Origin of the sequence: Pseudomonas sp. NPDC089396 (assembly GCF_044749545.1) — a bacterium.
Taxonomy (GTDB): domain Bacteria; phylum Pseudomonadota; class Gammaproteobacteria; order Pseudomonadales; family Pseudomonadaceae; genus Aquipseudomonas.
This window is the reverse complement of record NZ_JBIVIC010000006.1, coordinates 124,745-146,627: the sequence shown is the minus strand read 5'-3', so window position 1 is coordinate 146,627 and position 21,883 is coordinate 124,745. Positions and strand designations below refer to the sequence as shown.

The window sequence follows — 21,883 nt, the reverse complement described above, 5'->3', positions numbered from 1 at the left end:
AGCCTGAGCAGGTGTAAACGAAATCAACATTGTCGAGGAATATTCCTACAAGCTGGTAAAAAAAGCCTCACCTCCAAATCGGCACGGCGGATATTTTAATTCCAATCAACCAAAGTGATGATCTCAGTACCCCCTCAAGAGAGTACGCTGACATGGCTGTCTACCTCCCAGACCACATTGCAAAGAAAACGGCCAAGCAGACCTTCGACAATTTCGATGATTTTTCCCAAGCCTTCTGGATGACAATCGCCGAAGACCCTGTCTACTCGCAGCAATTCATAGGTTCCCAACTCAACCGCATCAAGAAAGGCTGGCCACTGCGCGCGCCATTCGCAGAAACCGCGAGAGGCCTGCGCTCTTACCAGATCTGCCACCTCGACTCGCCTGAATTCGGTGGCGCGATGTACGAATCGGACAACCTGCGGATGATGAGCGCCCTGCATTACGCACTGTCATCGGAGGTGACCTGGTGATCAGCAAAAAGCGCAGCCTGGCTGACTACACCTACGCCGAATTCAACGCCGCCGTGGAAGAATTGTTAAGAGCCGCTGGCACCTCGGCCTGGCAAGATCGCTTGCTGGAGCACTTCATTGAAATGGTTGAGCATCCTGATAGATCGGACCTGATCTATTACCCACGGAATCCGCAGGAAGGCTGCGCGGAGCAGGTGACCGCACGTATCATGGCCTGGCGAAAGTCGAAGGGAATGCCCCTGTTCAAGGATGTGTGATGAAAAAAACTCTACTGGTGTTAGTACTGCTTCTATCCGGCTGCGCCGATGGCAAATTCTTTCTTTTGCCTAACCAACAAGACCTGAAATTCGGCTGTGACATGGACCCTTACAAACAAGGGTGCGAAAGACAAAGTGACTACGACCAGCACTTCAAATCCCTCGAACCCAAGAAGAGCTAGGTCGCTCACACCTCCTCTTGGCAGCTTCTCCACGCATCAGCGCGAACGGCTGGAGAGACTTCATGAGCAGCAAAGTCACGCAGCACGATAACGATGTAACCGGCTCAGTGCTGAAAACGCTGGAAAAATACCCTGATCTGGTGCGGCAGATCTCCGCTGGCACGGATCTGTACCGCGTTCAACCGTCTCGGTACGATGACAACCCGGTCAACTACCGAGCTGATTCCGATACCCGTTACGCCGATCCTGCCAAACAGGTCGGCGTCTACTATCTCGGCTTTACCGAGGAAGTAGCCGTGGCCGAGACTTTCCAACCCGGCCAAGGTGTCGATGATCAACCCGTGCGTCTCTCGCAGCTTGAACAATCCTCGCTGCATCAACTCAGTGCTGTTCGTAAGTTGTATGTGGTGGACGTGGCCGCGCTGGCGAACCGGGCCACCCATCACAAAGTACGAGATATCGTGCAGGCGAAGGGGCAAGGCAGGCAGGGATATGCACTTACCCAGGAATTCAGTCAGGCGTGCATGCATCGGGGTGAAATTGACGGGCTACTTTATCAGTCAGCGGTCTATACCGTGACCGGCTCCATGAATGGCTGCAATCTGGTTTTGTTCGAAGGCCGCCCAACCCAAGTCAAAGCTGTACGCCATCGGCTGATAATGGAGGTTGTACTGCCGAATGGGGAAACGGCTGTGGAGTTTCTGGATAGCCTAGGCGTACCGCTGGAATAGCTGGAATAAGTACACACAACCGGGCCTACCGTGAGGCCCGTTTGTTACTGCCCTGCTTCCAAGGCATTCACATAATCACGCTTGATGATTTCAAGGGCTTCGCTGTCGTCCAGCAACTCGAAACGCGGCTTTTCATTGCTGGGCTCACCAGGGTCGGCATAGTCCATCTTGCCGACCAGATGCTGCACGAGAAAATTCATGGCCTCGGTATCGGCTGGGTCCACATCGAGTGCCTGGATCAGGCTTGCCACAACCGCCTTTGGCTTGTTGTCTGCAAATTGAAACGCTGGGTAGAATTTTCGGCGAGTACCGTTATTGGTGTAAGCCAGCAGTTTTCCAGCCTTGGTTTTCTGGCTCAGTGCCTGTTTCGTTATCCCCAGTATTTCGTATGCCGCTTTAGCGTCCAGCAACTCGCAACGGCTGGCGACACGCTCGAATGCGCGCGCCTTCATCCTGGCCATGGCTTCCTGGTTGCGCGTTGCGACACTGCGCTTTGAGTCGACGTCTACCTTGGCAAGTGCAGCGAACGCCTTTTCGTCCGCAAGCTCCACCGCCTTGAGCACGACCGCTTCGGATGCACGGGCAAGATGCTCCTCAAAGCGCTCGCGAAGTGCAGCTTTGGCGGCCTCGAGTCGGGCGATAGGCGGGTGGATAGCGTTGCGTGCAACGGTCGTCATGGTTACTCCTCAGGGCCTGAATCGCCCCTCTGTGGACAGGCTAGACCGAGCCAAAAATCATGTCAACTTGTCAATCTGTCTATTCGTCAACTTAGCGCTTGGTGGCTGTATTGGGATTTGTGGCGGCGCTCGATCTCATGAACGCAAAAACATCGCGACGAGCACCCACAAAAAACCCCGCCGAAGCGGGGTTTTTCATGCAGCACCAGCGCTTAGATCGCGCCACGCTGACGCAGCACATCCAGCACCTGCTTCACGCCTTCCTCGACACTGGTGTTCTGAGTATCGATCACCAGATCAGCATCCAGCGGCACATCGAACGGGAAGCTTTCGCCCGGGATGTTGTCGCCAGCGGCGGCGTACAGGCCCTGTGGGTCACGCTCACGGCAGGCCAGCGGGGAAGCCTGGACATAAACAGTCACCAGACGCTCCTTGCCGATCAGTGCCTTGGCCTGCTCGCGGCCTTCGGCATCCGGGGCCACGAAGGCAGCCAGGGTCAGCAGGCCGGCTTCGTTGAACTGGCGCGCCACATGGGCGGCGCGGCGCCAGTTCTCGGTGCGGCCAGCGCGGTCCTGCGGCAGGCCCTTGTTCAGGTCATGACGCAGGTTCTGGCCATCGAGCACATAGACCGCACGGCCCATGTCGAACAGCTTGCGTTCCACGGCGTAGGCCAGGGTGCTCTTGCCGGCGCCAGACAGGCCGCTGAACAGCACGGTGGCCGGCTGCTGGCCGAAGCGCAGGGCGCGTTCTTCGGTGGCCACGTGGGCCAGTTTGCCATGCTGGCCGGTGCTGCCATGCGGCAATACGGGCGGGGCGATGATCATGCCGGCACCGACGGTGCCGTTGGTCAGGCGGTCAATGACGATGAACGCACCGGTGGTGCGGTTGCTGTCATAGCCGTCCAGGGCGATCGAGGCGTCCAGGGCAACCTTGACGCGGCCGATCTCGTTCAGCTGCAGTGCGCTGGCAGCGCCCTGCTCCAGGGTGTTCACATCGACCTTGTGGGTGATGCTGGCAATCGAGCCCGGCACGTAGCTGGTGGCGCGCTTGATGTCGTATTTCTTGCCCGGCAGCATCGGCTCTTCGGCCATCCACACCAGCATGGCGTCGAACTGGTCGGTCACCGGTGGGACGTTGTCGGCATGCACCAGCAGGTCGCCACGGGAGATGTCGATCTCGTCTTCCATGGTCAGGGTCACGGCCTGGCCTGGGCCGGCGTTTTCCAGCTCACCTTCGTAGGTGACGATGGACTTGACCCGGCTGCTCTTGCCCGACGGCAGCACCACGATATCGTCACCCTTGTGCACTACGCCGCTGGCGATGGTGCCGGCGAAGCCGCGGAAGTTCAGGTTCGGGCGGTTGACGTACTGCACCGGGAAACGCAGGTCGGTGACGTTGCGGTCGGCCGACACTTCGACGGTTTCCAGGATTTCCATCAGTGCAGGGCCGGTGTACCACGGCGAACGCTCGCTGCGGTTGACCACGTTGTCGCCCTTGAGCGCCGACATCGGCACGAAGTGCAGGCTCGACGGCTTGAGGTCGATGGCCTCGGCGAACTTCAGGTAGTCAGCCTTGATCGACTCGAAGACCTGCTCGTCGAAGCCCTTGAGGTCCATCTTGTTGACCGCAACGACGATGTGCTTGATGCCCAGCAAGGAGGCGATGTAGCTGTGCCGGCGGGTCTGGGTCTGCACGCCGTAGCGGGCATCGACCAGGATGATCGCCAGGTCGCAGGTCGAGGCGCCGGTAGCCATGTTGCGGGTGTACTGCTCGTGGCCCGGGGTGTCGGCGATGATGAACTTGCGCTTGGCGGTCGAGAAGTAGCGGTAGGCCACATCGATGGTGATGCCCTGCTCACGCTCGGCCTGCAGGCCGTCGACCAGCAGCGCCAGGTCGACTTCCTCGCCGGTGGTGCCGGACTTCTTCGAGTCGCGGGTGATGGCCTCGAGGTGGTCCTCGTAGATCATCTTCGAATCGTGCAGCAGGCGCCCGATCAGGGTGCTCTTGCCGTCATCCACGTTGCCGCAGGTGAGGAAACGCAGCAGTTCTTTACGCTCGTGCTGAGCCAGATAAGCGAGGATGTCTTCGCTGATCAAATCGGATTGGTGCGACATGGAGTAACCCTGAAAATTAGAAGTAGCCCTGACGTTTCTTGTCTTCCATGGAACCGGCGCCATCGTGGTCGATGACTCGGCCCTGGCGCTCGGAAGTGCGCGTCAGGAGCATTTCCTGAATGATGTCGGTCAGCGTTTCGGCTTCCGACTCGACAGCGCCCGTCAGCGGGTAGCAGCCGAGGGTACGGAAACGCACCTTTTTCTTGACGATGCGCGCCTTTTCTTCCTCGGAGAGGTGCTCGAGGATGCGCTCGTCGTCGATCATGATCAGGGTGCCGTTCTTCTCGATCACTTCACGCTCGGCGGCGAAGTACAGCGGCACGATCGGAATGCCTTCGAGGTAGATGTACTGCCAGATGTCCAGCTCGGTCCAGTTGGACAGCGGGAACACGCGGATCGACTCGCCCTTGTTGACCTTGCCGTTGTACACGTTCCACAGCTCGGGACGCTGGTTCTTCGGGTCCCAGCGGTGCTTGCTGTCACGGAACGAGTAGACCCGCTCCTTGGCCCGCGACTTCTCTTCGTCGCGGCGCGCACCACCGAAGGCGGCGTCGAAACCATGCTTGTCCAGCGCCTGCTTGAGGCCCTGGGTCTTCATGATGTCGGTGTGTTTGGAGCTGCCATGGGTGAACGGGTTGATGCCCTGCGCCACACCCTCGGGGTTGACGTGGGTGATCAACTCCAGGCCCATTTCCTCGACCATCTTGTCGCGGAAGCTGTACATCTCCTGGAATTTCCACTGGGTGTCGACGTGCATCACCGGGAACGGCAGCTTGCCCGGGAAGAAGGCCTTGCGCGCCAGGTGCAGCATCACGGCGGAGTCCTTGCCGATCGAGTACAGCATCACCGGGTTGTCGAACTCGGCGGCCACCTCGCGGATGATGTGGATGCTCTCCGCCTCCAGCTGTTTCAAGTGCGTCAGTTTGTCGACCATGGCTACTCACGAAAAACGATCTTATGGACGGCCTGCGGGCCGTGTTCGAGCGAGCCACTTTATCACAGCAGCTGATTCTATTTAGGAGGCGGACTAGATCGAAAAAGTCTAACGATATGACTGGGGGTTTGGCGTTGCGGCCTCATCGCCGGCAAGCCGGCTCCCACAGGGACACCACTGGTTTCAAGGCTTGTGGGGACTCTGTGGGAGCCGGCTTGCCGGCGATGAGGCCCTTACGGTCAGATCGGATTAGGGCAATCGATGAACAGATGCTCCAGGGCAAACCGCCGCGCCAGGTAGTCGCCCAGCGCCTGCACGCCATAGCGCTCGGTAGCATGGTGCCCGGCCGCAATGAAGCTGACGCCGTTCTCGCGAGCACTGTGATAAGTCTGCTCGGACGCTTCACCCGTGAGGTACAGGTCTACCCCAGCCGCGATCGCCGTGTCGATGTACCCCTGCCCGCCCCCGGTGCACCAGCCGACCCGACGGATCACCTGGTCGCCTTCGACCAGCAACGGCTCGCGCCCCATCACCTCCTGCACGCGACGGGCGAAGTCACGCGCGGTCATCGGCTCGGCCAGCGAGCCGACCAGCCCCACCACCTTGGGGTTTTCCGGGTCCAGCGGCCCTTCGACGGTGATGTCCAGCTGCCGCGCCAGTTGCACGTTGTTGCCCACCTCCGGGTGCACATCCAACGGCAGGTGGAAGGCCAGCAGGCTGATATCGTTCTTCAGCAGAGTCTTCAGGCGGCGCTGCCTGATCCCGGTGATGCACGGGTTCTCGCCCTTCCAGAAGTACCCATGGTGCACCAGCACCAGGTCCGCCTCGGCCTCGACCGCGGCATCCAGCAACGCCTGGCTGGCGGTGACGCCGCTGACGATACGGCTGACCTGCGGACGGCCTTCGACTTGCAGGCCATTGGGGCAATAATCGTGGATCTTCGCACTGCCCAGGTAGCGCTCGGCTTCCTCGACCAGGGTGTTCAGAGCGACAGCCATGAAAATCTCCTCGAAATCTGCGCTTTTCTCGGACACAACGCCCGTATAATGCCCGCCATTATGGGCCGTCGCCGGCATCGGGGGAACCGGTGTATGATCGCGCGCGTTCGTGCCCCATCGCGCGACCACTCGCCCCGCTCTTTCCAGGATTTCGTTCATGTTCAAGGCTTTGCGTTATTTTGGCTGGCCCCTGCTTACCGGCATATTGATCGCCATGCTGATCATCCAGCGTTTCCCGCAGTGGGTCGGTCTGCCCAGCCAGGACGTCAACCTGCAACAGGCGCCGCAGACCACGAAGATCATGCAAGGACCGGTGTCCTATGCCGACGCCGTGACCCTGGCCGCGCCGGCGGTGGTCAACCTGTACACCACCAAGGTGGTCAACAAGAGCGCCCACCCGCTGTTCGAAGACCCGCAGTTCCGCCGTTTCTTCGGTGACAACCTGCCCAAGCAGCGGCGCTGGGAGTCGAGCCTGGGCTCGGCGGTGATCATGAGCCCCGAGGGCTACCTGCTGACCAACAACCACGTCACCAGCGGTGCCGACCAGATCGTGGTGGCGCTCAAGGATGGCCGCGAAACCCTGGCCCGGGTGATCGGCAGCGACCCCGAGACCGACCTCGCGGTGCTGAAGATCGACCTGAAGAACCTGCCCGCCATCACCATTGGCCGCTCCGACAGCATTCATATCGGCGACGTGACCTTGGCCATCGGCAACCCCTTCGGTGTTGGCCAGACCGTGACCATGGGCATCATCAGCGCCACGGGCCGCAACCAGCTGGGCCTGAACAACTACGAAGACTTCATCCAGACCGACGCTGCGATCAACCCGGGTAACTCCGGCGGTGCGCTGGTGGATGCCAACGGCAACCTGGTGGGCATCAACACCGCGATCTTCTCCAAGTCCGGTGGCTCCCAGGGTATTGGTTTCGCCATTCCGGTGAAGCTGGCGCTGGAGGTAATGAAGTCGATCGTCGAGCACGGCCAGGTGATCCGAGGCTGGTTGGGCATCGAGGTGCAGCCGCTGAGCCAGGAGCTGGCCGAGTCGTTCGGCATGCAAGGGCGCCCGGGCATCGTGGTGGCGGGGATTTTCCGCGACGGGCCGGCGCAGAAAGCGGGGTTGCAGCTGGGTGACGTGATCCTGAGCATCAACGGCGAGCCCGCCGGGGATGGGCGCAAGTCGATGAACCAGGTGGCGCGGATCAAGCCTAACGAGAAGATCACCATCGAGGTGATGCGCAATGGGCAGCAGTTGAAGCTGGTGGCCGAGGTGGGGCTGCGGCCGCCGCCTGCTCCTGCTACGACTCAGGAAGAGAAGTAAGGATTGAAATCTGGGGCTGCTTTGCAGCCCTTTCGCGACACAAGGCCGCTCCTACAGGAATTGCGTTCCTCTGTAGGAGCGGCCTTGTGTCGCGAAAAGGCCGCAAAGCGGCCCCAACAGCATCAATGCAGGATCTGACTAAGGAACAACTTGGTCCGATCACTACGCGGCCGGTCGAAGAAATCATCCGGCGCCGCCTGCTCCACGATCTCCCCCTTGTCCATGAAGATCACCCGGTTCGCCACCGTACGGGCAAAGCCCATCTCGTGGGTCACGCAGAGCATGGTCATGCCGTCCTCGGCCAGGCCGACCATGGTGTCCAGCACTTCCTTGACCATTTCCGGGTCGAGCGCCGAGGTCGGCTCATCGAACAGCATGATCTTCGGCTTCATGCACAGCGCCCGCGCAATGGCCACGCGCTGCTGCTGACCACCGGACAACTGCCCCGGATACTTGAGCGCCTGCTCCGGAATGCGAACCCGCTCCAGGTAATGCATGGCGATTTCCTCGGCCTTGCGCCGGGGCATCTTGCGCACCCACATGGGCGCCAAGGTGCAGTTTTCGAGGATAGTCAGGTGCGGGAACAGGTTGAAATGCTGGAATACCATGCCGACCTCGCGGCGGATCGCCTCGATCTGCTTGAGGTCGTTGGTCAGCTCCACGCCGTCGACCACGATGCGCCCCTGCTGGTGCTCCTCCAGACGGTTGAGGCAACGGATGGTGGTGGACTTGCCCGAGCCGGACGGCCCGCACAACACGATACGCTCGCCCTGACGCACGTTCAGGTTGATGTCCTTGAGCACATGGAACTGGCCGTACCATTTGTTCACACCCTGCATCTGGATGATCCCTTCGGGGCCGGCAGGCTGCTTGATCGCTTCACTCATTTCGAAACTCCTAACGCTTGTGGCCAGTGTCCAGCTTGCGCTCCAGGTGCATGGAGTAGCGGGACATACCGAAACAGAAAATCCAGAACACCAGGGCGGCGAACACGTAGCCCTCGGTGGCCATGCCCAGCCAGGCGGGGTCGGCAGCGGCTTGCTTGACGCTGTTGAGCAGGTCGAACAGGCCGATGATGATCACAAGGCTGGTGTCCTTGAACAGGGCGATGAAGGTGTTGACGATGCCGGGGATCACCAGCTTGAGCGCCTGCGGCAGAATCACCAGGCCCATCGAGCGCCAGTAGCCCAGGCCCATGGCCGCGGCCGCTTCGTACTGGCCCTTGGGAATGGCCTGCAGGCCGCCGCGTACCACCTCGGCTATATAGGCCGACTGGAACAGGATCACGCCGATCATCGCCCGCAGCAGTTTGTCGAAGCTCATGCCTTCGGGCAGGAACAACGGCAGCATCACCGACGACATGAACAGCACGGTGATCAGCGGCACACCGCGCCAGAACTCGATGAAGGTCACGCAGACCACCTTCACCGCCGGCATGCGCGAGCGCCGTCCCAGGGCCAGCAGGATACCCAGCGGCAAGGCGCCGACGATGCCCACGGTGGCGATCACCAGGGTCAGCATCAGCCCGCCCCACTGGCTGGTAGGGACTGTGTCCAGCCCCAGGTAGCCCCCGTGCAGCAAGGTGTAGGCCAGGATCGGGTACAGCACCAGGAAGCCCAGGCCATACGCGACCTTACGCGGGAAACGCTTGATGAACAGCGGCGCGGCACCCAGCACCGCCAGCCACACGGTCAGGTCCACGCGCCAGCGCAACTCGGTCGGGTAGTAGCCGTACATGAACTGGCCGAAGCGCTGCTGGACGAACACCCAGCAGGCGCCTTCCTTGGTGCAATCGGCGCGGGAAGTCCCCACCCAGTTGGCGTCGATGAACGCCCATTGCACCAGTGGCGGCACGATCAGCCACACCAGGTACAAAGCGAACAGCGTCAGCAGGGTGTTGAGCCAGCTGGAGAACAGGTTGGCCCGCATCCATGCGAGCGCGCCCACGGTTTTCACCGGTGGCGGCATGTCAGGTTTGAAAACATGAGCATTCACGGGCGTATCCTCACCGCTCGATCAGCGCAATGCGCTTGTTGTACCAGTTCATCAGCAGCGAAATGCTGATGCTGATGGCGAGATAGACACTCATGGTGATGGCGATCACCTCGATGGCCTGGCCGGTCTGGTTGAGCACGGTACCGGCGAACAGCGAGACCATCTCCGGGTAGCCGATACCGGCGGCCAGCGATGAGTTCTTCGCCAGGTTCAGGTATTGGCTGGTCAGTGGCGGAATGATCACCCGCAGGGCTTGGGGGATGATCACCTTGCGCAGCGTCGGGCCCTCGCGCAGGCCAAGCGAACGGGCGGCTTCGGTCTGGCCATGGCTGACCGAACGGATACCGGAACGCACGATTTCAGCGATGAACGCTGCGGTGTAGATGGTCAGCGCCAAGGTCAGCGCCAGCAACTCGGGAATCAGCACCCAACCGCCGACGAAGTTGAAGCCCTTCAGTTGCGGTACTTCCCAGTACAGCGGGCTGCCGAACACCAGCACGCAGGCACCTGGAATGACCAGCAACAGCGCCAGGCCCACCCAGAACTTGTGGAAGGGTTCGCCCGTTTCGTTGAAGCGCTTGTTGGCAAAGCGCAGCATCGCCGCTATGGCCACCAGTGCCAGCGCCAGTGCCACCACGAACGGCCAGAAGCCTTCGGCCATGGAGGCGCCCGGCATGTTCAGGCCACGGTTGCTGATAAAGAAGGTGTCGTCGATATTGATGCTGCCCCGTGGCCCTGGCAGGGTCAGGAACACGGCGAAATACCAGAACAGGATCTGCAGCAGCGGCGGAATGTTACGGAATGTCTCTACATAGACCGTCGCCAGCTTGTTGATCATCCAGTTTGGTGACAACCGCGCCACACCGATGATGAAGCCCAGAACGGTCGCCAGGATGACGCCGATGAAGGTGACCAGCAGGGTATTGAGCAGGCCGATGACGAACACCCGCGCATAGCTGTCGGACTCCACATAGGGGATCAGATGCTGGGCAATACCAAAGCCGGCACTGCGCTCGAGGAAGTCGAAACCGGAGGTGATGCCCCGGTGTTGCAGGTTGGTTTGGGTGTTGTGGAACAGGTACCAGCCCAGACCCACCACGAAGATGATCGTGAGAATCTGGAACAGCCACGCGCGCACACGTGGATCGCTCAGGGTAAGCCCCTTTTGTGCGCCGATTCGATTTTGCATGAAGTGCCCCGGACAGTAGGGATTCGAACAGCCTGCGGCGGCGGGATGCCGCCGCAGGGTGCAGCCATCAGCGCACAGGTGGCGCGTACTGGATGCCGCCGTTGTTCCACAGGGCGTTCATGCCACGGTCGATCTTCAGGTCAGTGCTCTGGCCCAGGTTCTTCTCGAACACTTCGCCATAGTTGCCGACTTGCTTGACGATCTGCACTACCCAGTCTTTGGGCAGCTTGAGGTCCTTGCCGTACTCGCCATCCGCGCCGAGCAAGCGGGCCACGTCAGGGTTCTTGGTGGACTTGGCCTCAGCCTCGACGTTCTTCGTGGTGATGCCCGCCTCTTCGGCGTTGAGCATGGCGAACAGGGTCCACTTGACGATGCTGAACCACTCCTCGTCGCCCTTGCGCACCACCGGGCCCAGCGGTTCCTTGGAGATGGTTTCCGGCAGCACCACGTAGTCGGTCGGCGCGGCCAGCTTGGAGCGCTGGGCGAACAGTTGCGACTTGTCCGAGGTCAGCACGTCGCAACGGCCAGATTCCAGCGACTTGGCGCTTTCGTCGGAGGTGTCGAAGGTGATCGGGGTGTATTTCAGGCCATTGGCGCGGAAGAAGTCCGACACGTTCAGTTCGGTGGTGGTACCTGCCTGGATGCAGATGGTCGCGCCATCCAGTTCTTTGGCGCTGGACACGCCGAGCTTCTTGTTGACCAGGAAGCCAACGCCGTCATAGTAGGTGACGCCGGCGAACACCAGGCCCATGCCGGCATCGCGCGAGCTGGTCCAGGTGGTGTTGCGCGACAGCACGTCGACTTCGCCGGACTGCAAGGCGGTGAAGCGCTCCTTGGCATTGAGCTGGCTGAACTTGACCTTGCTGGCGTCGCCGAACACGGCGGCGGCCACGGCGCGGCAGACGTCGGCGTCGATACCGACGATCTTGCCCTGCGCATCAGGTACCGAGAAGCCTGGAAGACCGTCGCTCACGCCACACTGGACGAAGCCCTTCTTCTTTACCGCATCGAGCGTGGCGCCGGCCTGGGCAGTGCTCACGGCGCCCAGCGCGGCGGCAGCGGTCAGGACTGCCAGGGTGGTTTTCAGCATCTTCATTCACAACCTCCAAATCGCTCTTGTTGTACCGAGCCGGAATTGCACCGCACCCTTTTGAGGCGCATCCGACCCGAGTTGGCTTGTTATTGGGTCAATTGGCGCAATGGGCCGTTCTATGACAGCCTTCGCGTACAAAGGGTGTTACCGTCTGGGTTTGCCCCTTCGTATCAAATGGTTTCGTAGCAAAGCGCGTACCACACTCGAAGGCTGGAGCGATTAAGCAATCGTCAAGTAGTGAAACTTGTATCGTTGCGACATTCTTTTTCCGACAATTAATTCCTGCGCCTCTTTTTTACGCACTTAACAACAAAGCACGCACACTTTCGGAGCAGTCATGACCCACCCGCTCATTCTCGAACCGCAGAAAACCGCAGACGCCTGTGTGATCTGGTTGCACGGCCTGGGTGCCGACCGTTACGACTTCCTACCCGTTGCCGAATTCATGCAGGAGCGCCTGCTCAGCACACGTTTCGTCATGCCCCAGGCACCGACCCGCCCGGTGACCATCAACGGCGGCTACGCCATGCCCAGCTGGTACGACATCAAGGCCATGACCCCGGCCCGTGCCATCGACGAAGTGCAGCTCGAAGCCTCGGCCGACCAGGTGATCGACCTGATCAAGGCGGAACAGGCCAAGGGCATCAGTTTGTCGCGGATCTTCCTGGCGGGGTTCTCCCAGGGCGGCGCCGTGGTGCTGCACACCGCCTATATAAGGTGGCAGGAAGCGCTGGGCGGGGTGATCGCCCTGTCCACCTACGCCCCGACCTTCACCGACAGCCACCAGCTGAGCGCCTGCCAGCAGCGCACCCCGGCCCTGTGCCTGCATGGTGTGCACGACTCTGTGGTGATCCCGGCCATGGGCCGTACCGCCTTCGAATACCTGAACACCTGGGGCGTCGCCGCCCGCTGGCACGAGTACCCGATGGAACATGAAGTGGCCGTCGAGGAACTGAGCGATATCCACGACTGGTTGAGCAAGCAGTTGCAATAAGCAAGGCTCGCCTGTAGTTGTGGGAGTATTCCGCTACGCCGCGCCCGGTTCTTGCTTTACACTGCCGGGCGTACATTCCTTAACCAGTTGACGAGACGATCGTGCTCAAGGCACTCAAGAAAATATTCGGCAAGGGAGACGCCGCGCCCCAGGCCGTCGCTCCTGCTGCCAGCGTCACGCCGCCGGCCCCCGTCGCGGCACCCGAGACTCAGCCCGAGCCGCAGCACAAGGCTCCCCACGGCACGCCCAGCAGCGTCCCGGCCGAAACGCCCGCTACCGCACCGGCCGCCGAGAAACCGGCCAAGGACAAACCGCGCCGCGAACGCAAGCCCAAACCTCAAGCCAGCTTGTGGAAGCCGGAAGACTTCGTGGTCGAGCCGCAGGAAGGCAAGACCCGCTTCCATGACTTCAAGCTCTCCAACGAGCTGATGCACGCCATCCACGACCTCGGTTTCCCGTACTGCACGCCGATCCAGGCCCAGGTGCTGGGTTATACCCTGCGTGGCCAGGACGCCATCGGCCGCGCCCAGACCGGCACCGGCAAGACTGCCGCGTTCCTCATTTCGATCATCTCGCAGTTGCAGCAGACGCCGCCGCCCAAGGAACGCTTCATGGGCGAACCGCGCGCGCTGATCATCGCCCCGACCCGCGAGCTGGTGGTGCAGATCGCCAAGGACGCCGTCGCCCTGACCAAATACACCGGCCTGAACGTCATGAGCTTCGTCGGCGGCATGGACTTCGACAAGCAGCTCAAGGCCCTGGAAGCCCGCCATTGCGACATCCTGGTGGCTACTCCGGGCCGTCTGCTGGACTTCAACCAGCGCGGTGAAGTGCACTTGGACATGGTCGAGGTGATGGTGCTGGACGAAGCCGATCGTATGCTCGACATGGGCTTCATCCCCCAGGTACGGCAGATCATCCGCCAGACCCCGCCGAAGAGCGAACGCCAGACCCTGCTGTTCTCCGCTACGTTCACCGAAGACGTGATGAACCTAGCCAAGCAGTGGACCACCAACCCGGCGATCGTCGAGATCGAACCGGAAAACGTCGCCAGCGAAACCGTCGAACAGCACGTCTACGCGGTGGCCGGCAGCGACAAGTACAAGCTGCTGTACAACCTGGTGACCCAGAACAAGTGGGAGCGGGTGATGGTATTCGCCAACCGCAAGGACGAAGTGCGGCGCATCGAAGAGAAGCTGGTACGCGATGGCATCAATGCCGCGCAATTGTCTGGCGACGTGCCGCAGCACAAGCGCATCCGTACCCTGGAGAGCTTCCGCGAAGGCCGTATCACCGTGCTGGTGGCCACTGACGTGGCGGGGCGCGGGATTCACATCGATGGCATCAGCCATGTGATCAACTTCACCCTGCCGGAAGACCCGGATGACTACGTGCACCGCATTGGCCGTACGGGCCGTGCGGGCAGCAGTGGTGTGTCGATCAGCTTTGCCGGTGAGGATGATTCCTACCAGTTGCCGGCAATCGAGGAGCTGCTGGGGCGCAAGATCAAGTGTGAGATGCCGCCGGATGAGCTATTGAAACCGGTGCCGCGCAAGCATCATTGAAATTGGGGCTGCTTTGCAGCCCAATCGCCGGCAAGCCGGCTCCCACAGGATCGCCACTGGCTTGGAGAACGGTGCAGTACCTGTGGGAGCCGGCTTGCCGGCGATCCGGGGCAAAGCCCCGGCCATCCCCATCTGACCTACCAGCGCTGCGCCGCATCCTGGTCACTCTGCTTCCCTTCCACCCAGCGCGGCCCTTCCTGGGTATTCTCCTTCTTCCAGAACGGCGCCCGGGTCTTCAGGTAATCCATGACAAAGTTGCAGGCATCAAACGCCGCCTGCCGATGGGCACTGGCAACGCCGACGAAGACGATCGGCTCGCCCGGCTCCAGCGCACCGATACGGTGCAACACCTCGACTTTGAGCAACGGCCAGCGCTGCTCGGCCTCGACCACGATCTTGGCCAGGGCCTTCTCGGTCATGCCTGGGTAATGTTCGAGGAACATCCCCGCCACGTCCCGGCCATCATTGAAATCACGCACGTAACCAACGAAGCCGACCACCGCGCCGACGCCGACATTGGCATCGTGCATGGCGTTGACCTCGGCACCGGGGTCGAACGCCCCTTCCTGCACACGTACCGACATGTTCAGCCTCCCGTCACCGGTGGAAAGAACGCCACTTCATCGCACTCTTCCAACGCTTCATCAAGCCTGCACAGCTCTTCGTTGCGCGCACACATCAGGTTCTGCTCGGCCAGCACCGCGTACTGCCCGCCCTTGGCCACCAGCGCCTGACGCACATCGTCGAGCACCTTGAAGTCCCCTTCCAGACGCTCGGCATCAAGGCCCAGCAGCTCCCGATAACGGGCGAAATACATCACCTTGACCTTCATCACGCCTCCACCTTGTAGTGGCCGCTCTTGCCGCCGAGCTTCTCCAAAAGGCGCACTTGCTCGATGACCATGCCCTTGTCCACGGCCTTGCACATGTCGTAGATCGTCAGCGCGGCGACGCTGGCGGCGGTCAGGGCTTCCATCTCAACGCCCGTCTGCCCGGCCAGCTTGCAGCGCGCGACGATGTGCACCACGTCCTCGCCTTCGGCGCTCAGCTCGACCTTGACGCTGGTCAGCATCAGCGGGTGGCACAGCGGAATCAGGTCGCTGGTCTTCTTCGCCGCCTGGATGCCGGCGATGCGCGCCACGGCGAACACATCGCCCTTGGGATGCTCGCCCTCGACGATCATCTGCAAGGTCTGCGGCAACATCCGCACGCGCGCCTCGGCAATCGCCTCGCGCGCGGTCACGGCCTTTTCAGTGACGTCGACCATGTTGGCGCGCCCCTGGGAATCAAGATGTGTCAGCACTGCTCTGCTCCTGTGAAGGGAACTCAGAGTTTAAACCTGTGGGTCAGGTTTGAGCAGCGGAATGTGTCGGCAGGACTGGCCTTATCGCTGGCAAGCCAGCTCCCACAGGTACCCCACAATTCTTGAGAACTGTGGGGTACCTGTGGGAGCTGGCTTGTCGTGGCGACGAACCGCGGCGATAGGGCCGGGCGGCGCACCGCCCGGCGGATGGGGTTACAGATGCGACTCGGCGTACTCGGCCAGGACCGAGCGTGGCACCCCTTGCAGGGTGAGGTGCACGCCATGGGGGAAGTCCTTGAAGCGCTCGGTCAGGTAGGTCAGGCCCGAGCTGGTCGCGGACAGGTAAGGGGTATCGATCTGCGCCAGGTTGCCCAGGCAGACCACCTTGGAACCAGAACCGGCACGGGTGATGATGGTTTTGATCTGGTGTGGGGTCAGGTTCTGGCACTCGTCGATCAGGATCAGGCTCTGCTGGAAGCTGCGACCGCGAATGTAGTTCAGCGACTTGAACTGCAGCGGCACCCTTTCGAGGATGTACTCGACGCTGCCGTGGGTGCTTTCGTCATCCATGTGCAAGGCTTCGAGGTTGTCGGTGATGGCGCCCAGCCAAGGCTCCATCTTCTCCGCCTCGGTACCCGGCAGGAAGCCGATCTCCTGGTCCAGCCCCTGCACGCTGCGGGTGGCGATGATGCGCCGGTAGCGCTTGCTGACCATGGTCTGCTCGATGGCCGCGGCCAGTGCTAGGATGGTCTTGCCGGAACCGGCGGGGCCGGTCAGGTTGACCAGGTGGATATCCGGGTCGAGCAGCGCGAACAGCGCCAGGCTTTGATGGATGTCCCGTGGCTTGAGGCCCCAGGCTTCCTGGTGCAGCAGCGGCTCCTGGTGCAGGTCGAGCAATAGCAGTTCGTCGTTGCGGATGCCCTTGATCCAGCCGACGAAACCCTGCTCGTCGATGATGAACTCGTTGACGTGCACGGCCGGCAGGTTGTCGATCATTTGCACCCGATGCCAGGTGCGGCCGCGCTCCTGGCGGGTATCGACCTTGCTGACCCGGTCCCAGAACGAGCCGGTGACCGAGTGGTAACCCTTGGACAGCAAGGAAACGTCATCGACCAGCTGGTCGGTGCTGTAGTCCTCGGCCGCGATCCCGCAGGCGCGGGCCTTCAGGCGCATGTTGATGTCTTTGGTAACCAGCACCACGTCCAGGTCGGCGCGCCGGCTACGTACTTCGAGCAGGGTGTTGATGATGATGTTGTCGTTGAGGTTTTCCGGCAGCAGCTTGCTGGGTTCGTTGCGCGGGCTCATCAGGATCGACAGGTAACCCTTGGGCCCGCTCTTGCCACGCTGGATCGGCACGCCCTGCTCGACATCGCTGGGCGAAGCGTCACCGAGGGTCTGGTCGATCAGGCGAATGGCCTGGCGACATTCGGCGGCGATGGTCTGTTTCCCGGTCTTGAGCTTGTCGAGTTCCTCCAGCACCGTCATCGGTATGGCGACGTGGTGCTCCTCGAAGTTGAGCAATGCGTTGGGGTCGTGAATCAGGACGTTGGTATCGAGCACATAGAGGATTGGCTTGCTGGAGGAAGGGTTGCGTCCTTGGTCATCCATACTCGGTCACCTTATGTCGAAGCCACACGGCGCTTTCTGTTACGCCGCAGAGTGACTGCCGGTCCTCCCGTATCCGCGTTGCTACGGGCGGGAAGTGAACCTGGCAAGGTGGGCCTGGATGACGCCACCTGTGCTGCAGGAATCGGCTGTCTGCTTTCTTCATACCGCAAAAACGATGACCGAAAAAAGCTTTTTTACGTACCGGTGAAGTTTATTTTTCCGAATGACGAACAGGCCTTGGCGGTGGCGGCAGACAGGACTACAGTCAGAGTTCAGACCCACTACTTCTGATCGCCGTATTCTCGGCAATCTTCCCAGCCAATGCCGCTCTGCGCCGTATTGTGCAGCAGCCAGTCCACTGCACTTTGCGCCTTGGGCAGGGTGTCATGGAACTGGATCACGCCCTTGCGCCACAGCAACATCAAGGTCACCACCCGCTGGGCCGAGGCCTCGGCGGTGAGCGCCGTGTCGTCCTGGGCATCGATGTCCCATAACGAAACGCGCAACTGCTGGCTGGCCATGAAGGCTTCGCCATCGGCACGACGCTGGCCGTAGGGCGGGCGGAACAGCGGCACATACTGATCCGCCAGGTCGGCCTGGACGCGTGCCTGGGCGCGCTTGATCGAGTCTTGCCAGCCGTTCCACTGCGCATGGGAACGATACTCCCAGCCCTGAATGCCCACGCATTGTCCCTGGTAGAGCTGGCCAAGGGAGCCAGCCGCACCGGTATCACGACGCTGCTGCAAGCGGTTGCCCAATATAAAGAAGGTGCCCTGCATTTTCTGTTTGCGCAGGTAGTCAGCCAGCCCATCCGTGCTACCCCCTTCGGGGCCAGGCCCGCCGACGAAGGTCAGCAGGAACATGCGGTCGTTCAGTTCATCGCCACTTCGCTCACGGCTGGACAGGCGCTCCACCTCGCTGCTCGTCTGCGGCAACAGGGCTGCCTTGCGCAGCTGTTCATCCAGGTAACGCACATGGAACTGGTGGCTCGGCTCGATCCATCCGGTATAGAACGTGCCTACATCTGTAGCGAACGTGGCCGCTTGAGTGCGCAACTCCGCCATGGACTGCACGGGATAGCAGAACGAGGCATCCTCCGTGCAACTGCGCTGGGCCTGTTGATAACTTTGCCACAAGCGCTGCCACATCCGCGCGCGCACCGCACGAATCTTCTGCAGGTTGATCTGCCGCAGCCCCAGGCGTGCGGCCAGTGTGCCGTCGTCGAGCAGTTCGCTTTCATGCAGCACCCGGGCGAAGGACAGGATCTCGGCACGCGAGGCAACGTCGAACAGCGCCGGGCTGTCCAGTTGCTCGGGCCACAGGCTGCGGTCCAGGCTGGCCGGGGGAATGGGGGCGGCCTGGGCGGCCAGGCTCAACAGCGAGGCCAGCAAGGCACCGGCAATGCGCACGATCGGTCTCTCCGTGACAGCGAAAACGCGCACTATAGCGCCTGCTTTGCCGATGGTCTGTGTCTATTGTCGCCATAGTTTGGCGTGGCCGGTCCCAGTCCGTAGAATCCCCGGCAACGATTCCAGGAGCCGACCCGATGCTGACGGTGATTTCCCCCGCCAAGACCCTCGACTACGACACCAAGCCGGTCACCGACCGCTTCACCTTGCCGCAATACCTGGATGACTCGCAGGTACTGATCCAGCAGCTGCGCGAACTGTCGCCGGCACAGATCAGCGAACTGATGCACCTGTCCGACAAGCTCGCCGGCCTGAACGCTGCGCGCTTCGGCAGCTGGACACCGGATTTCACCCCGGCCAATGCCAAGCAGGCGCTGCTGGCGTTCAAGGGCGACGTGTATACCGGGCTTGATGCCGAGACCCTCAGCGACGCCGACTTCAGCTACGCCCAGGCGCATCTGCGCATGCTCTCGGGCCTGTACGGCCTGCTGCGTCCGCTCGACCTGATGCAGCCCTATCGCCTCGAGATGGGCACCAAGCTGGCCAACGCCCGTGGCAAGGACCTTTACGCCTTCTGGGGCACGCGCATCAGCGAATGGTTGAACCAGGCACTGGCCGACCAGGGCGATGACCTGCTGTTGAACCTGGCCAGCAATGAATACTTCAGCGCGGTGAAACGCAGCGCCCTCAAGGGTCGGGTGATCAACGTCGACTTCAAGGACTTGAAGAACGGACAGTACAAGATCATCAGTTTCTACGCCAAGAAAGCTCGCGGGATGATGAGCCGTTTCGTCATTCAGGAGCGCATCGGCGATCCGGAGCAGCTCAAGCAGTTCGATGTGCAGGGCTACTTCTACAGTGCCGAGCAGTCCAAGCCTGATCACCTGGTGTTCCTGCGCGATCATCTGTAGGAGCGGTCACGAGCACCTCCTCGCCCTGCAATAGGGCGAAAACCAAACCGACGCCACGTCATGTTCATGACGCCAAAAAACCACCACCCTCCCTTTATCGCCAAACGCCATAAGACCGTTCGTAATTTTTTGACGAATTTTGAAAATATTTTTTCCATGCTGGCATAAAAACATCCCCCTTCAATCTCGCCCTTTATATACAGGGGTGAACCCCGCCTGTGCTATCAAAGTGAAAGTATTTGCCACTGAAAAAATATTTAGAAATCTTTCATGCAGGCACAACGCCGCCTGGAACTTCTCCTGCGGCCTATCGCTCATAGTGCCGTAACGAATTTCATGCCCCTGGGTGTGAGAGATGACTTACAGATGACTACCGGCAGTAATTCACTGCCCACCCCGAGCACTTCGACAGGCGCAAGGGATTACCCGGAAAGCCCTGTCCATGGAGGAGAGACGCGCCCCTTACAAAATCGTCCTAGTGGTTGATTTCAAAGGATTTATCCACTTGAAAAAACAAGCACAGCAACGCGCCAAGTAGCGCATTGCAATAAAGACGGCTGCATTACAGGGCACGCCTTTTAATTACTGGCCTTTTACTGCCAACTTTGAGTGCACAACTTTGTGCGCTCCGGACTTATTCATGCCTGCGCTCGGCGAAGTGTGCATTCGCCATGGATCCGTGCGCCTTAAAACTGCTGTTAATCAACCCAGTCCGGCTCTTTCAACAGGAGCTGGCGTGATAAACACATGAGGTGATAGCGATGCGTATCAGCATCTTTGGTTTGGGTTATGTGGGTGCAGTCTGTGCAGGCTGCCTGACGGCGCGAGGCCATGACGTGATCGGTGTGGACGTGTCCAGCACCAAGATCGACCTGATCAATCAGGGCAAGTCGCCCATCGTCGAACCTGGCCTGGAAGCACTGCTGCAACAAGGCATCGCCAACGGCCGCCTGCGTGGCACCACCGACTTCGCCGAGGCCATCCGCGCCAGCGACGTGTCGATGATCTGCGTGGGTACCCCGAGCAAGAAGAACGGCGACCTGGGCCTGGAATACATCGAGGCAGTGTGCCGCGAAATCGGCTACGTGCTGCGTGACACCACCCGCCGCCACACCATCGTGGTGCGCAGCACCGTGCTGCCTGGCACCGTCAAGAACGTGGTCATCCCGATTCTCGAAGACTGCTCGGGCAAAAAGGCCGGTGTCGACTTCGGCGTCGCGGTCAACCCTGAGTTCCTGCGTGAAAGCACCGCGATCAAGGACTACGACCACCCACCGATGACCGTTATCGGCGAACTGGACAGCGCCAGCGGCGACGTGCTGCAGAGCCTGTACGAAGAACTCGACGCGCCGGTCATCCGCAAGCCGATCGAAGTGGCCGAGATGATCAAGTACACCTGCAACGTCTGGCACGCCACCAAGGTCACCTTCGCCAACGAAATCGGCAACATCGCCAAGGCCGTCGGTGTCGATGGTCGCGACGTGATGGACGTGGTCTGCCAGGACAAAGTGCTGAACCTGTCGCAGTACTACATGCGCCCAGGCTTCGCCTTCGGTGGCTCGTGCCTGCCCAAGGACGTACGCGCCCTCACCTACCGCGCTGCCAGCCTCGACGTGCGGGCCCCGCTGCTCGACTCGCTGATGCTCAGCAACGAGTCCCAGGTGCAGAACGCCTTCGAGCTGATCGAAGCCCACGACAAGCGCAAGGTCGCCCTGCTCGGCCTGAGCTTCAAGGCCGGCACCGACGACCTGCGTGAAAGCCCGCTGGTGGAACTGGCCGAGCGCCTGATCGGCAAGGGCTACCAACTGGACATCTACGACGAGAACGTCGAGTACGCCCGCGTTCACGGGGCGAACAAAGAGTACATCGAGTCGAAGATCCCTCACGTGTCCTCGCTGCTCAACGCCAACTTCCAGAAGGTCATCGACAACGCCGACATCATCGTCCTGGGCAACCGTGACGAGCAGTTCCGCGCCCTTGCAGAGCAAGCGCCGGCCGGCAAGCAAGTGATCGACCTGGTTGGCTTCATGGGCAAACCGACCTGTCCGACCAGCCGTACCGAAGGCATCTGCTGGTAAGCCCTCGGCCGGGCGACGCAGCCTCCCCACTGCGTCGCCCTTTTCTTCACAAGAA

21 protein-coding genes are annotated in these 21,883 nt (G+C 61.0%); 8 read left to right on the top strand and 13 right to left on the bottom strand.

From position 1 onward, the window contains the following. Nucleotides 1–152 precede the first annotated feature (152 nt). The 3 genes from ACIPZB_RS13095 (at nucleotide 153) to ACIPZB_RS13085 (ending at nucleotide 1,643) form a co-directional block, all read left to right on the top strand. Nucleotides 153–473: an S-type pyocin gene (locus ACIPZB_RS13095; protein ID WP_400640535.1), complete on the top strand. Its 321-nt coding sequence runs from the start codon at nucleotides 153–155 to the stop codon at nucleotides 471–473. Next, a complete protein-coding gene (locus ACIPZB_RS13090; protein WP_400640534.1) occupies nucleotides 470–730 on the top strand; it encodes a bacteriocin immunity protein in 261 nt (86 codons plus the stop codon). The genes ACIPZB_RS13095 and ACIPZB_RS13090 overlap by 4 nt, the downstream gene beginning before the upstream one ends. A 244-nt stretch (nucleotides 731–974) precedes the next feature. Beyond that, nucleotides 975–1,643 carry an RES family NAD+ phosphorylase gene (locus ACIPZB_RS13085; protein ID WP_400640533.1) on the top strand — a complete coding sequence of 223 codons (669 nt, stop codon included), beginning with the start codon at nucleotides 975–977 and terminating at the stop codon, nucleotides 1,641–1,643. Between the two features lie 44 nt (nucleotides 1,644–1,687). Here ACIPZB_RS13085 and ACIPZB_RS13080 read toward each other — a convergent pair whose 3' ends face one another. From ACIPZB_RS13080 to ACIPZB_RS13065, 4 genes are all read right to left on the bottom strand, one after another. Beyond that, nucleotides 1,688–2,320, bottom strand: coding sequence for a hypothetical protein (locus ACIPZB_RS13080; protein WP_400640531.1), 633 nt, complete (start codon nucleotides 2,318–2,320; stop codon nucleotides 1,688–1,690). 212 nt (nucleotides 2,321–2,532) lie between these two features. Beyond that, nucleotides 2,533–4,434, bottom strand: coding sequence for a sulfate adenylyltransferase subunit CysN (gene cysN, locus ACIPZB_RS13075; protein WP_400640530.1), 1,902 nt, complete (start codon nucleotides 4,432–4,434; stop codon nucleotides 2,533–2,535). A gap of 16 nt (nucleotides 4,435–4,450) precedes the next feature. Further along, nucleotides 4,451–5,368, bottom strand: a complete 918-nt coding sequence (cysD, locus tag ACIPZB_RS13070) for a sulfate adenylyltransferase subunit CysD (RefSeq protein WP_003251799.1) — start codon at nucleotides 5,366–5,368, stop codon at nucleotides 4,451–4,453. Between the two features lie 239 nt (nucleotides 5,369–5,607). Then, nucleotides 5,608–6,366 (bottom strand): Nif3-like dinuclear metal center hexameric protein, encoded by a 759-nt coding sequence (locus ACIPZB_RS13065; protein WP_400640528.1) that lies wholly within the window; start codon nucleotides 6,364–6,366, stop codon nucleotides 5,608–5,610. A gap of 157 nt (nucleotides 6,367–6,523) precedes the next feature. On the opposite strand from ACIPZB_RS13065, the gene algW reads away from it, so the two are divergent. Further along, entirely contained in the window at nucleotides 6,524–7,684 is a 1,161-nt protein-coding gene (gene algW, locus ACIPZB_RS13060; protein ID WP_400640527.1) for a Do family serine endopeptidase AlgW, read from the top strand. A 122-nt stretch (nucleotides 7,685–7,806) separates the two neighbouring features. Here algW and ACIPZB_RS13055 read toward each other — a convergent pair whose 3' ends face one another. The 4 genes from ACIPZB_RS13055 to ACIPZB_RS13040 all read right to left on the bottom strand — a co-directional run bounded on the left by ACIPZB_RS13055 (nucleotide 7,807) and on the right by ACIPZB_RS13040 (nucleotide 11,964). Further along, nucleotides 7,807–8,571 (bottom strand): amino acid ABC transporter ATP-binding protein, encoded by a 765-nt coding sequence (locus ACIPZB_RS13055; protein ID WP_008098600.1) that lies wholly within the window; start codon nucleotides 8,569–8,571, stop codon nucleotides 7,807–7,809. A gap of 10 nt (nucleotides 8,572–8,581) precedes the next feature. Next, nucleotides 8,582–9,679, bottom strand: a complete 1,098-nt coding sequence (locus ACIPZB_RS13050) for an amino acid ABC transporter permease (protein ID WP_400640526.1) — start codon at nucleotides 9,677–9,679, stop codon at nucleotides 8,582–8,584. A gap of 10 nt (nucleotides 9,680–9,689) precedes the next feature. Further along, nucleotides 9,690–10,868, bottom strand: coding sequence for an amino acid ABC transporter permease (locus ACIPZB_RS13045; RefSeq protein ID WP_400640525.1), 1,179 nt, complete (start codon nucleotides 10,866–10,868; stop codon nucleotides 9,690–9,692). A 67-nt stretch (nucleotides 10,869–10,935) separates the two neighbouring features. Beyond that, nucleotides 10,936–11,964 (bottom strand): amino acid ABC transporter substrate-binding protein, encoded by a 1,029-nt coding sequence (locus ACIPZB_RS13040; RefSeq protein WP_400640524.1) that lies wholly within the window; start codon nucleotides 11,962–11,964, stop codon nucleotides 10,936–10,938. A gap of 334 nt (nucleotides 11,965–12,298) precedes the next feature. On the opposite strand from ACIPZB_RS13040, the gene ACIPZB_RS13035 reads away from it, so the two are divergent. Together ACIPZB_RS13035 and rhlB are read left to right on the top strand one after the other, a co-directional pair. Next, the gene (locus tag ACIPZB_RS13035; RefSeq protein WP_008100004.1) at nucleotides 12,299–12,955 is read left to right on the top strand and encodes an alpha/beta hydrolase; all 657 of its coding nucleotides are present in this window, start codon (nucleotides 12,299–12,301) and stop codon (nucleotides 12,953–12,955) included. Nucleotides 12,956–13,056: 101 nt separating this feature from the next. After that, nucleotides 13,057–14,520 carry an ATP-dependent RNA helicase RhlB gene (gene rhlB, locus ACIPZB_RS13030; protein WP_400640523.1) on the top strand — a complete coding sequence of 488 codons (1,464 nt, stop codon included), beginning with the start codon at nucleotides 13,057–13,059 and terminating at the stop codon, nucleotides 14,518–14,520. A gap of 137 nt (nucleotides 14,521–14,657) precedes the next feature. Here rhlB and moaE read toward each other — a convergent pair whose 3' ends face one another. The 5 genes from moaE to ACIPZB_RS13005 all read right to left on the bottom strand — a co-directional run bounded on the left by moaE (nucleotide 14,658) and on the right by ACIPZB_RS13005 (nucleotide 18,839). Then, nucleotides 14,658–15,104, bottom strand: coding sequence for a molybdopterin synthase catalytic subunit MoaE (gene moaE / locus ACIPZB_RS13025; RefSeq protein WP_400640522.1), 447 nt, complete (start codon nucleotides 15,102–15,104; stop codon nucleotides 14,658–14,660). A gap of 2 nt (nucleotides 15,105–15,106) precedes the next feature. Next, nucleotides 15,107–15,352 (bottom strand): MoaD/ThiS family protein, encoded by a 246-nt coding sequence (locus ACIPZB_RS13020; protein ID WP_400640521.1) that lies wholly within the window; start codon nucleotides 15,350–15,352, stop codon nucleotides 15,107–15,109. After that, nucleotides 15,352–15,822, bottom strand: coding sequence for a cyclic pyranopterin monophosphate synthase MoaC (gene moaC, locus ACIPZB_RS13015; protein ID WP_008100012.1), 471 nt, complete (start codon nucleotides 15,820–15,822; stop codon nucleotides 15,352–15,354). The genes ACIPZB_RS13020 and moaC overlap by 1 nt, the downstream gene beginning before the upstream one ends. A gap of 213 nt (nucleotides 15,823–16,035) precedes the next feature. Then, entirely contained in the window at nucleotides 16,036–17,430 is a 1,395-nt protein-coding gene (locus tag ACIPZB_RS13010) for a PhoH family protein (RefSeq protein WP_008100014.1), read from the bottom strand. 281 nt (nucleotides 17,431–17,711) lie between these two features. Beyond that, nucleotides 17,712–18,839 (bottom strand): polysaccharide deacetylase family protein, encoded by a 1,128-nt coding sequence (locus ACIPZB_RS13005; protein ID WP_400640520.1) that lies wholly within the window; start codon nucleotides 18,837–18,839, stop codon nucleotides 17,712–17,714. Between the two features lie 137 nt (nucleotides 18,840–18,976). Between ACIPZB_RS13005 and yaaA the strand changes: the two genes are divergently transcribed. Both yaaA and ACIPZB_RS12995 read left to right on the top strand, forming a co-directional pair. Next, nucleotides 18,977–19,750, top strand: a complete 774-nt coding sequence (gene yaaA / locus ACIPZB_RS13000) for a peroxide stress protein YaaA (RefSeq protein ID WP_400640519.1) — start codon at nucleotides 18,977–18,979, stop codon at nucleotides 19,748–19,750. A gap of 761 nt (nucleotides 19,751–20,511) precedes the next feature. Then, the gene (locus ACIPZB_RS12995; RefSeq protein WP_400640518.1) at nucleotides 20,512–21,828 is read left to right on the top strand and encodes a nucleotide sugar dehydrogenase; all 1,317 of its coding nucleotides are present in this window, start codon (nucleotides 20,512–20,514) and stop codon (nucleotides 21,826–21,828) included. Nucleotides 21,829–21,883 lie beyond the last annotated feature (55 nt).

Coding starts and splice junctions, on each gene's coding strand:
- ACIPZB_RS13095 (WP_400640535.1), top strand. CDS start 153: ATGGCTGTCTACCTCCCAGACCACATTGCAAAGAAAACGGCCAAGCAG.
- ACIPZB_RS13085 (WP_400640533.1), top strand. CDS start 975: ATGAGCAGCAAAGTCACGCAGCACGATAACGATGTAACCGGCTCAGTG.
- ACIPZB_RS13080 (WP_400640531.1), bottom strand. CDS start 2,320: ATGACGACCGTTGCACGCAACGCTATCCACCCGCCTATCGCCCGACTC.
- cysN (WP_400640530.1), bottom strand. CDS start 4,434: ATGTCGCACCAATCCGATTTGATCAGCGAAGACATCCTCGCTTATCTG.
- cysD (WP_003251799.1), bottom strand. CDS start 5,368: ATGGTCGACAAACTGACGCACTTGAAACAGCTGGAGGCGGAGAGCATC.
- ACIPZB_RS13065 (WP_400640528.1), bottom strand. CDS start 6,366: ATGGCTGTCGCTCTGAACACCCTGGTCGAGGAAGCCGAGCGCTACCTG.
- algW (WP_400640527.1), top strand. CDS start 6,524: ATGTTCAAGGCTTTGCGTTATTTTGGCTGGCCCCTGCTTACCGGCATA.
- ACIPZB_RS13055 (WP_008098600.1), bottom strand. CDS start 8,571: ATGAGTGAAGCGATCAAGCAGCCTGCCGGCCCCGAAGGGATCATCCAG.
- ACIPZB_RS13045 (WP_400640525.1), bottom strand. CDS start 10,868: ATGCAAAATCGAATCGGCGCACAAAAGGGGCTTACCCTGAGCGATCCA.
- ACIPZB_RS13040 (WP_400640524.1), bottom strand. CDS start 11,964: ATGAAGATGCTGAAAACCACCCTGGCAGTCCTGACCGCTGCCGCCGCG.
- ACIPZB_RS13035 (WP_008100004.1), top strand. CDS start 12,299: ATGACCCACCCGCTCATTCTCGAACCGCAGAAAACCGCAGACGCCTGT.
- moaE (WP_400640522.1), bottom strand. CDS start 15,104: ATGTCGGTACGTGTGCAGGAAGGGGCGTTCGACCCCGGTGCCGAGGTC.
- ACIPZB_RS13020 (WP_400640521.1), bottom strand. CDS start 15,352: ATGAAGGTCAAGGTGATGTATTTCGCCCGTTATCGGGAGCTGCTGGGC.
- ACIPZB_RS13010 (WP_008100014.1), bottom strand. CDS start 17,430: ATGGATGACCAAGGACGCAACCCTTCCTCCAGCAAGCCAATCCTCTAT.
- yaaA (WP_400640519.1), top strand. CDS start 18,977: ATGCTGACGGTGATTTCCCCCGCCAAGACCCTCGACTACGACACCAAG.
- ACIPZB_RS12995 (WP_400640518.1), top strand. CDS start 20,512: ATGCGTATCAGCATCTTTGGTTTGGGTTATGTGGGTGCAGTCTGTGCA.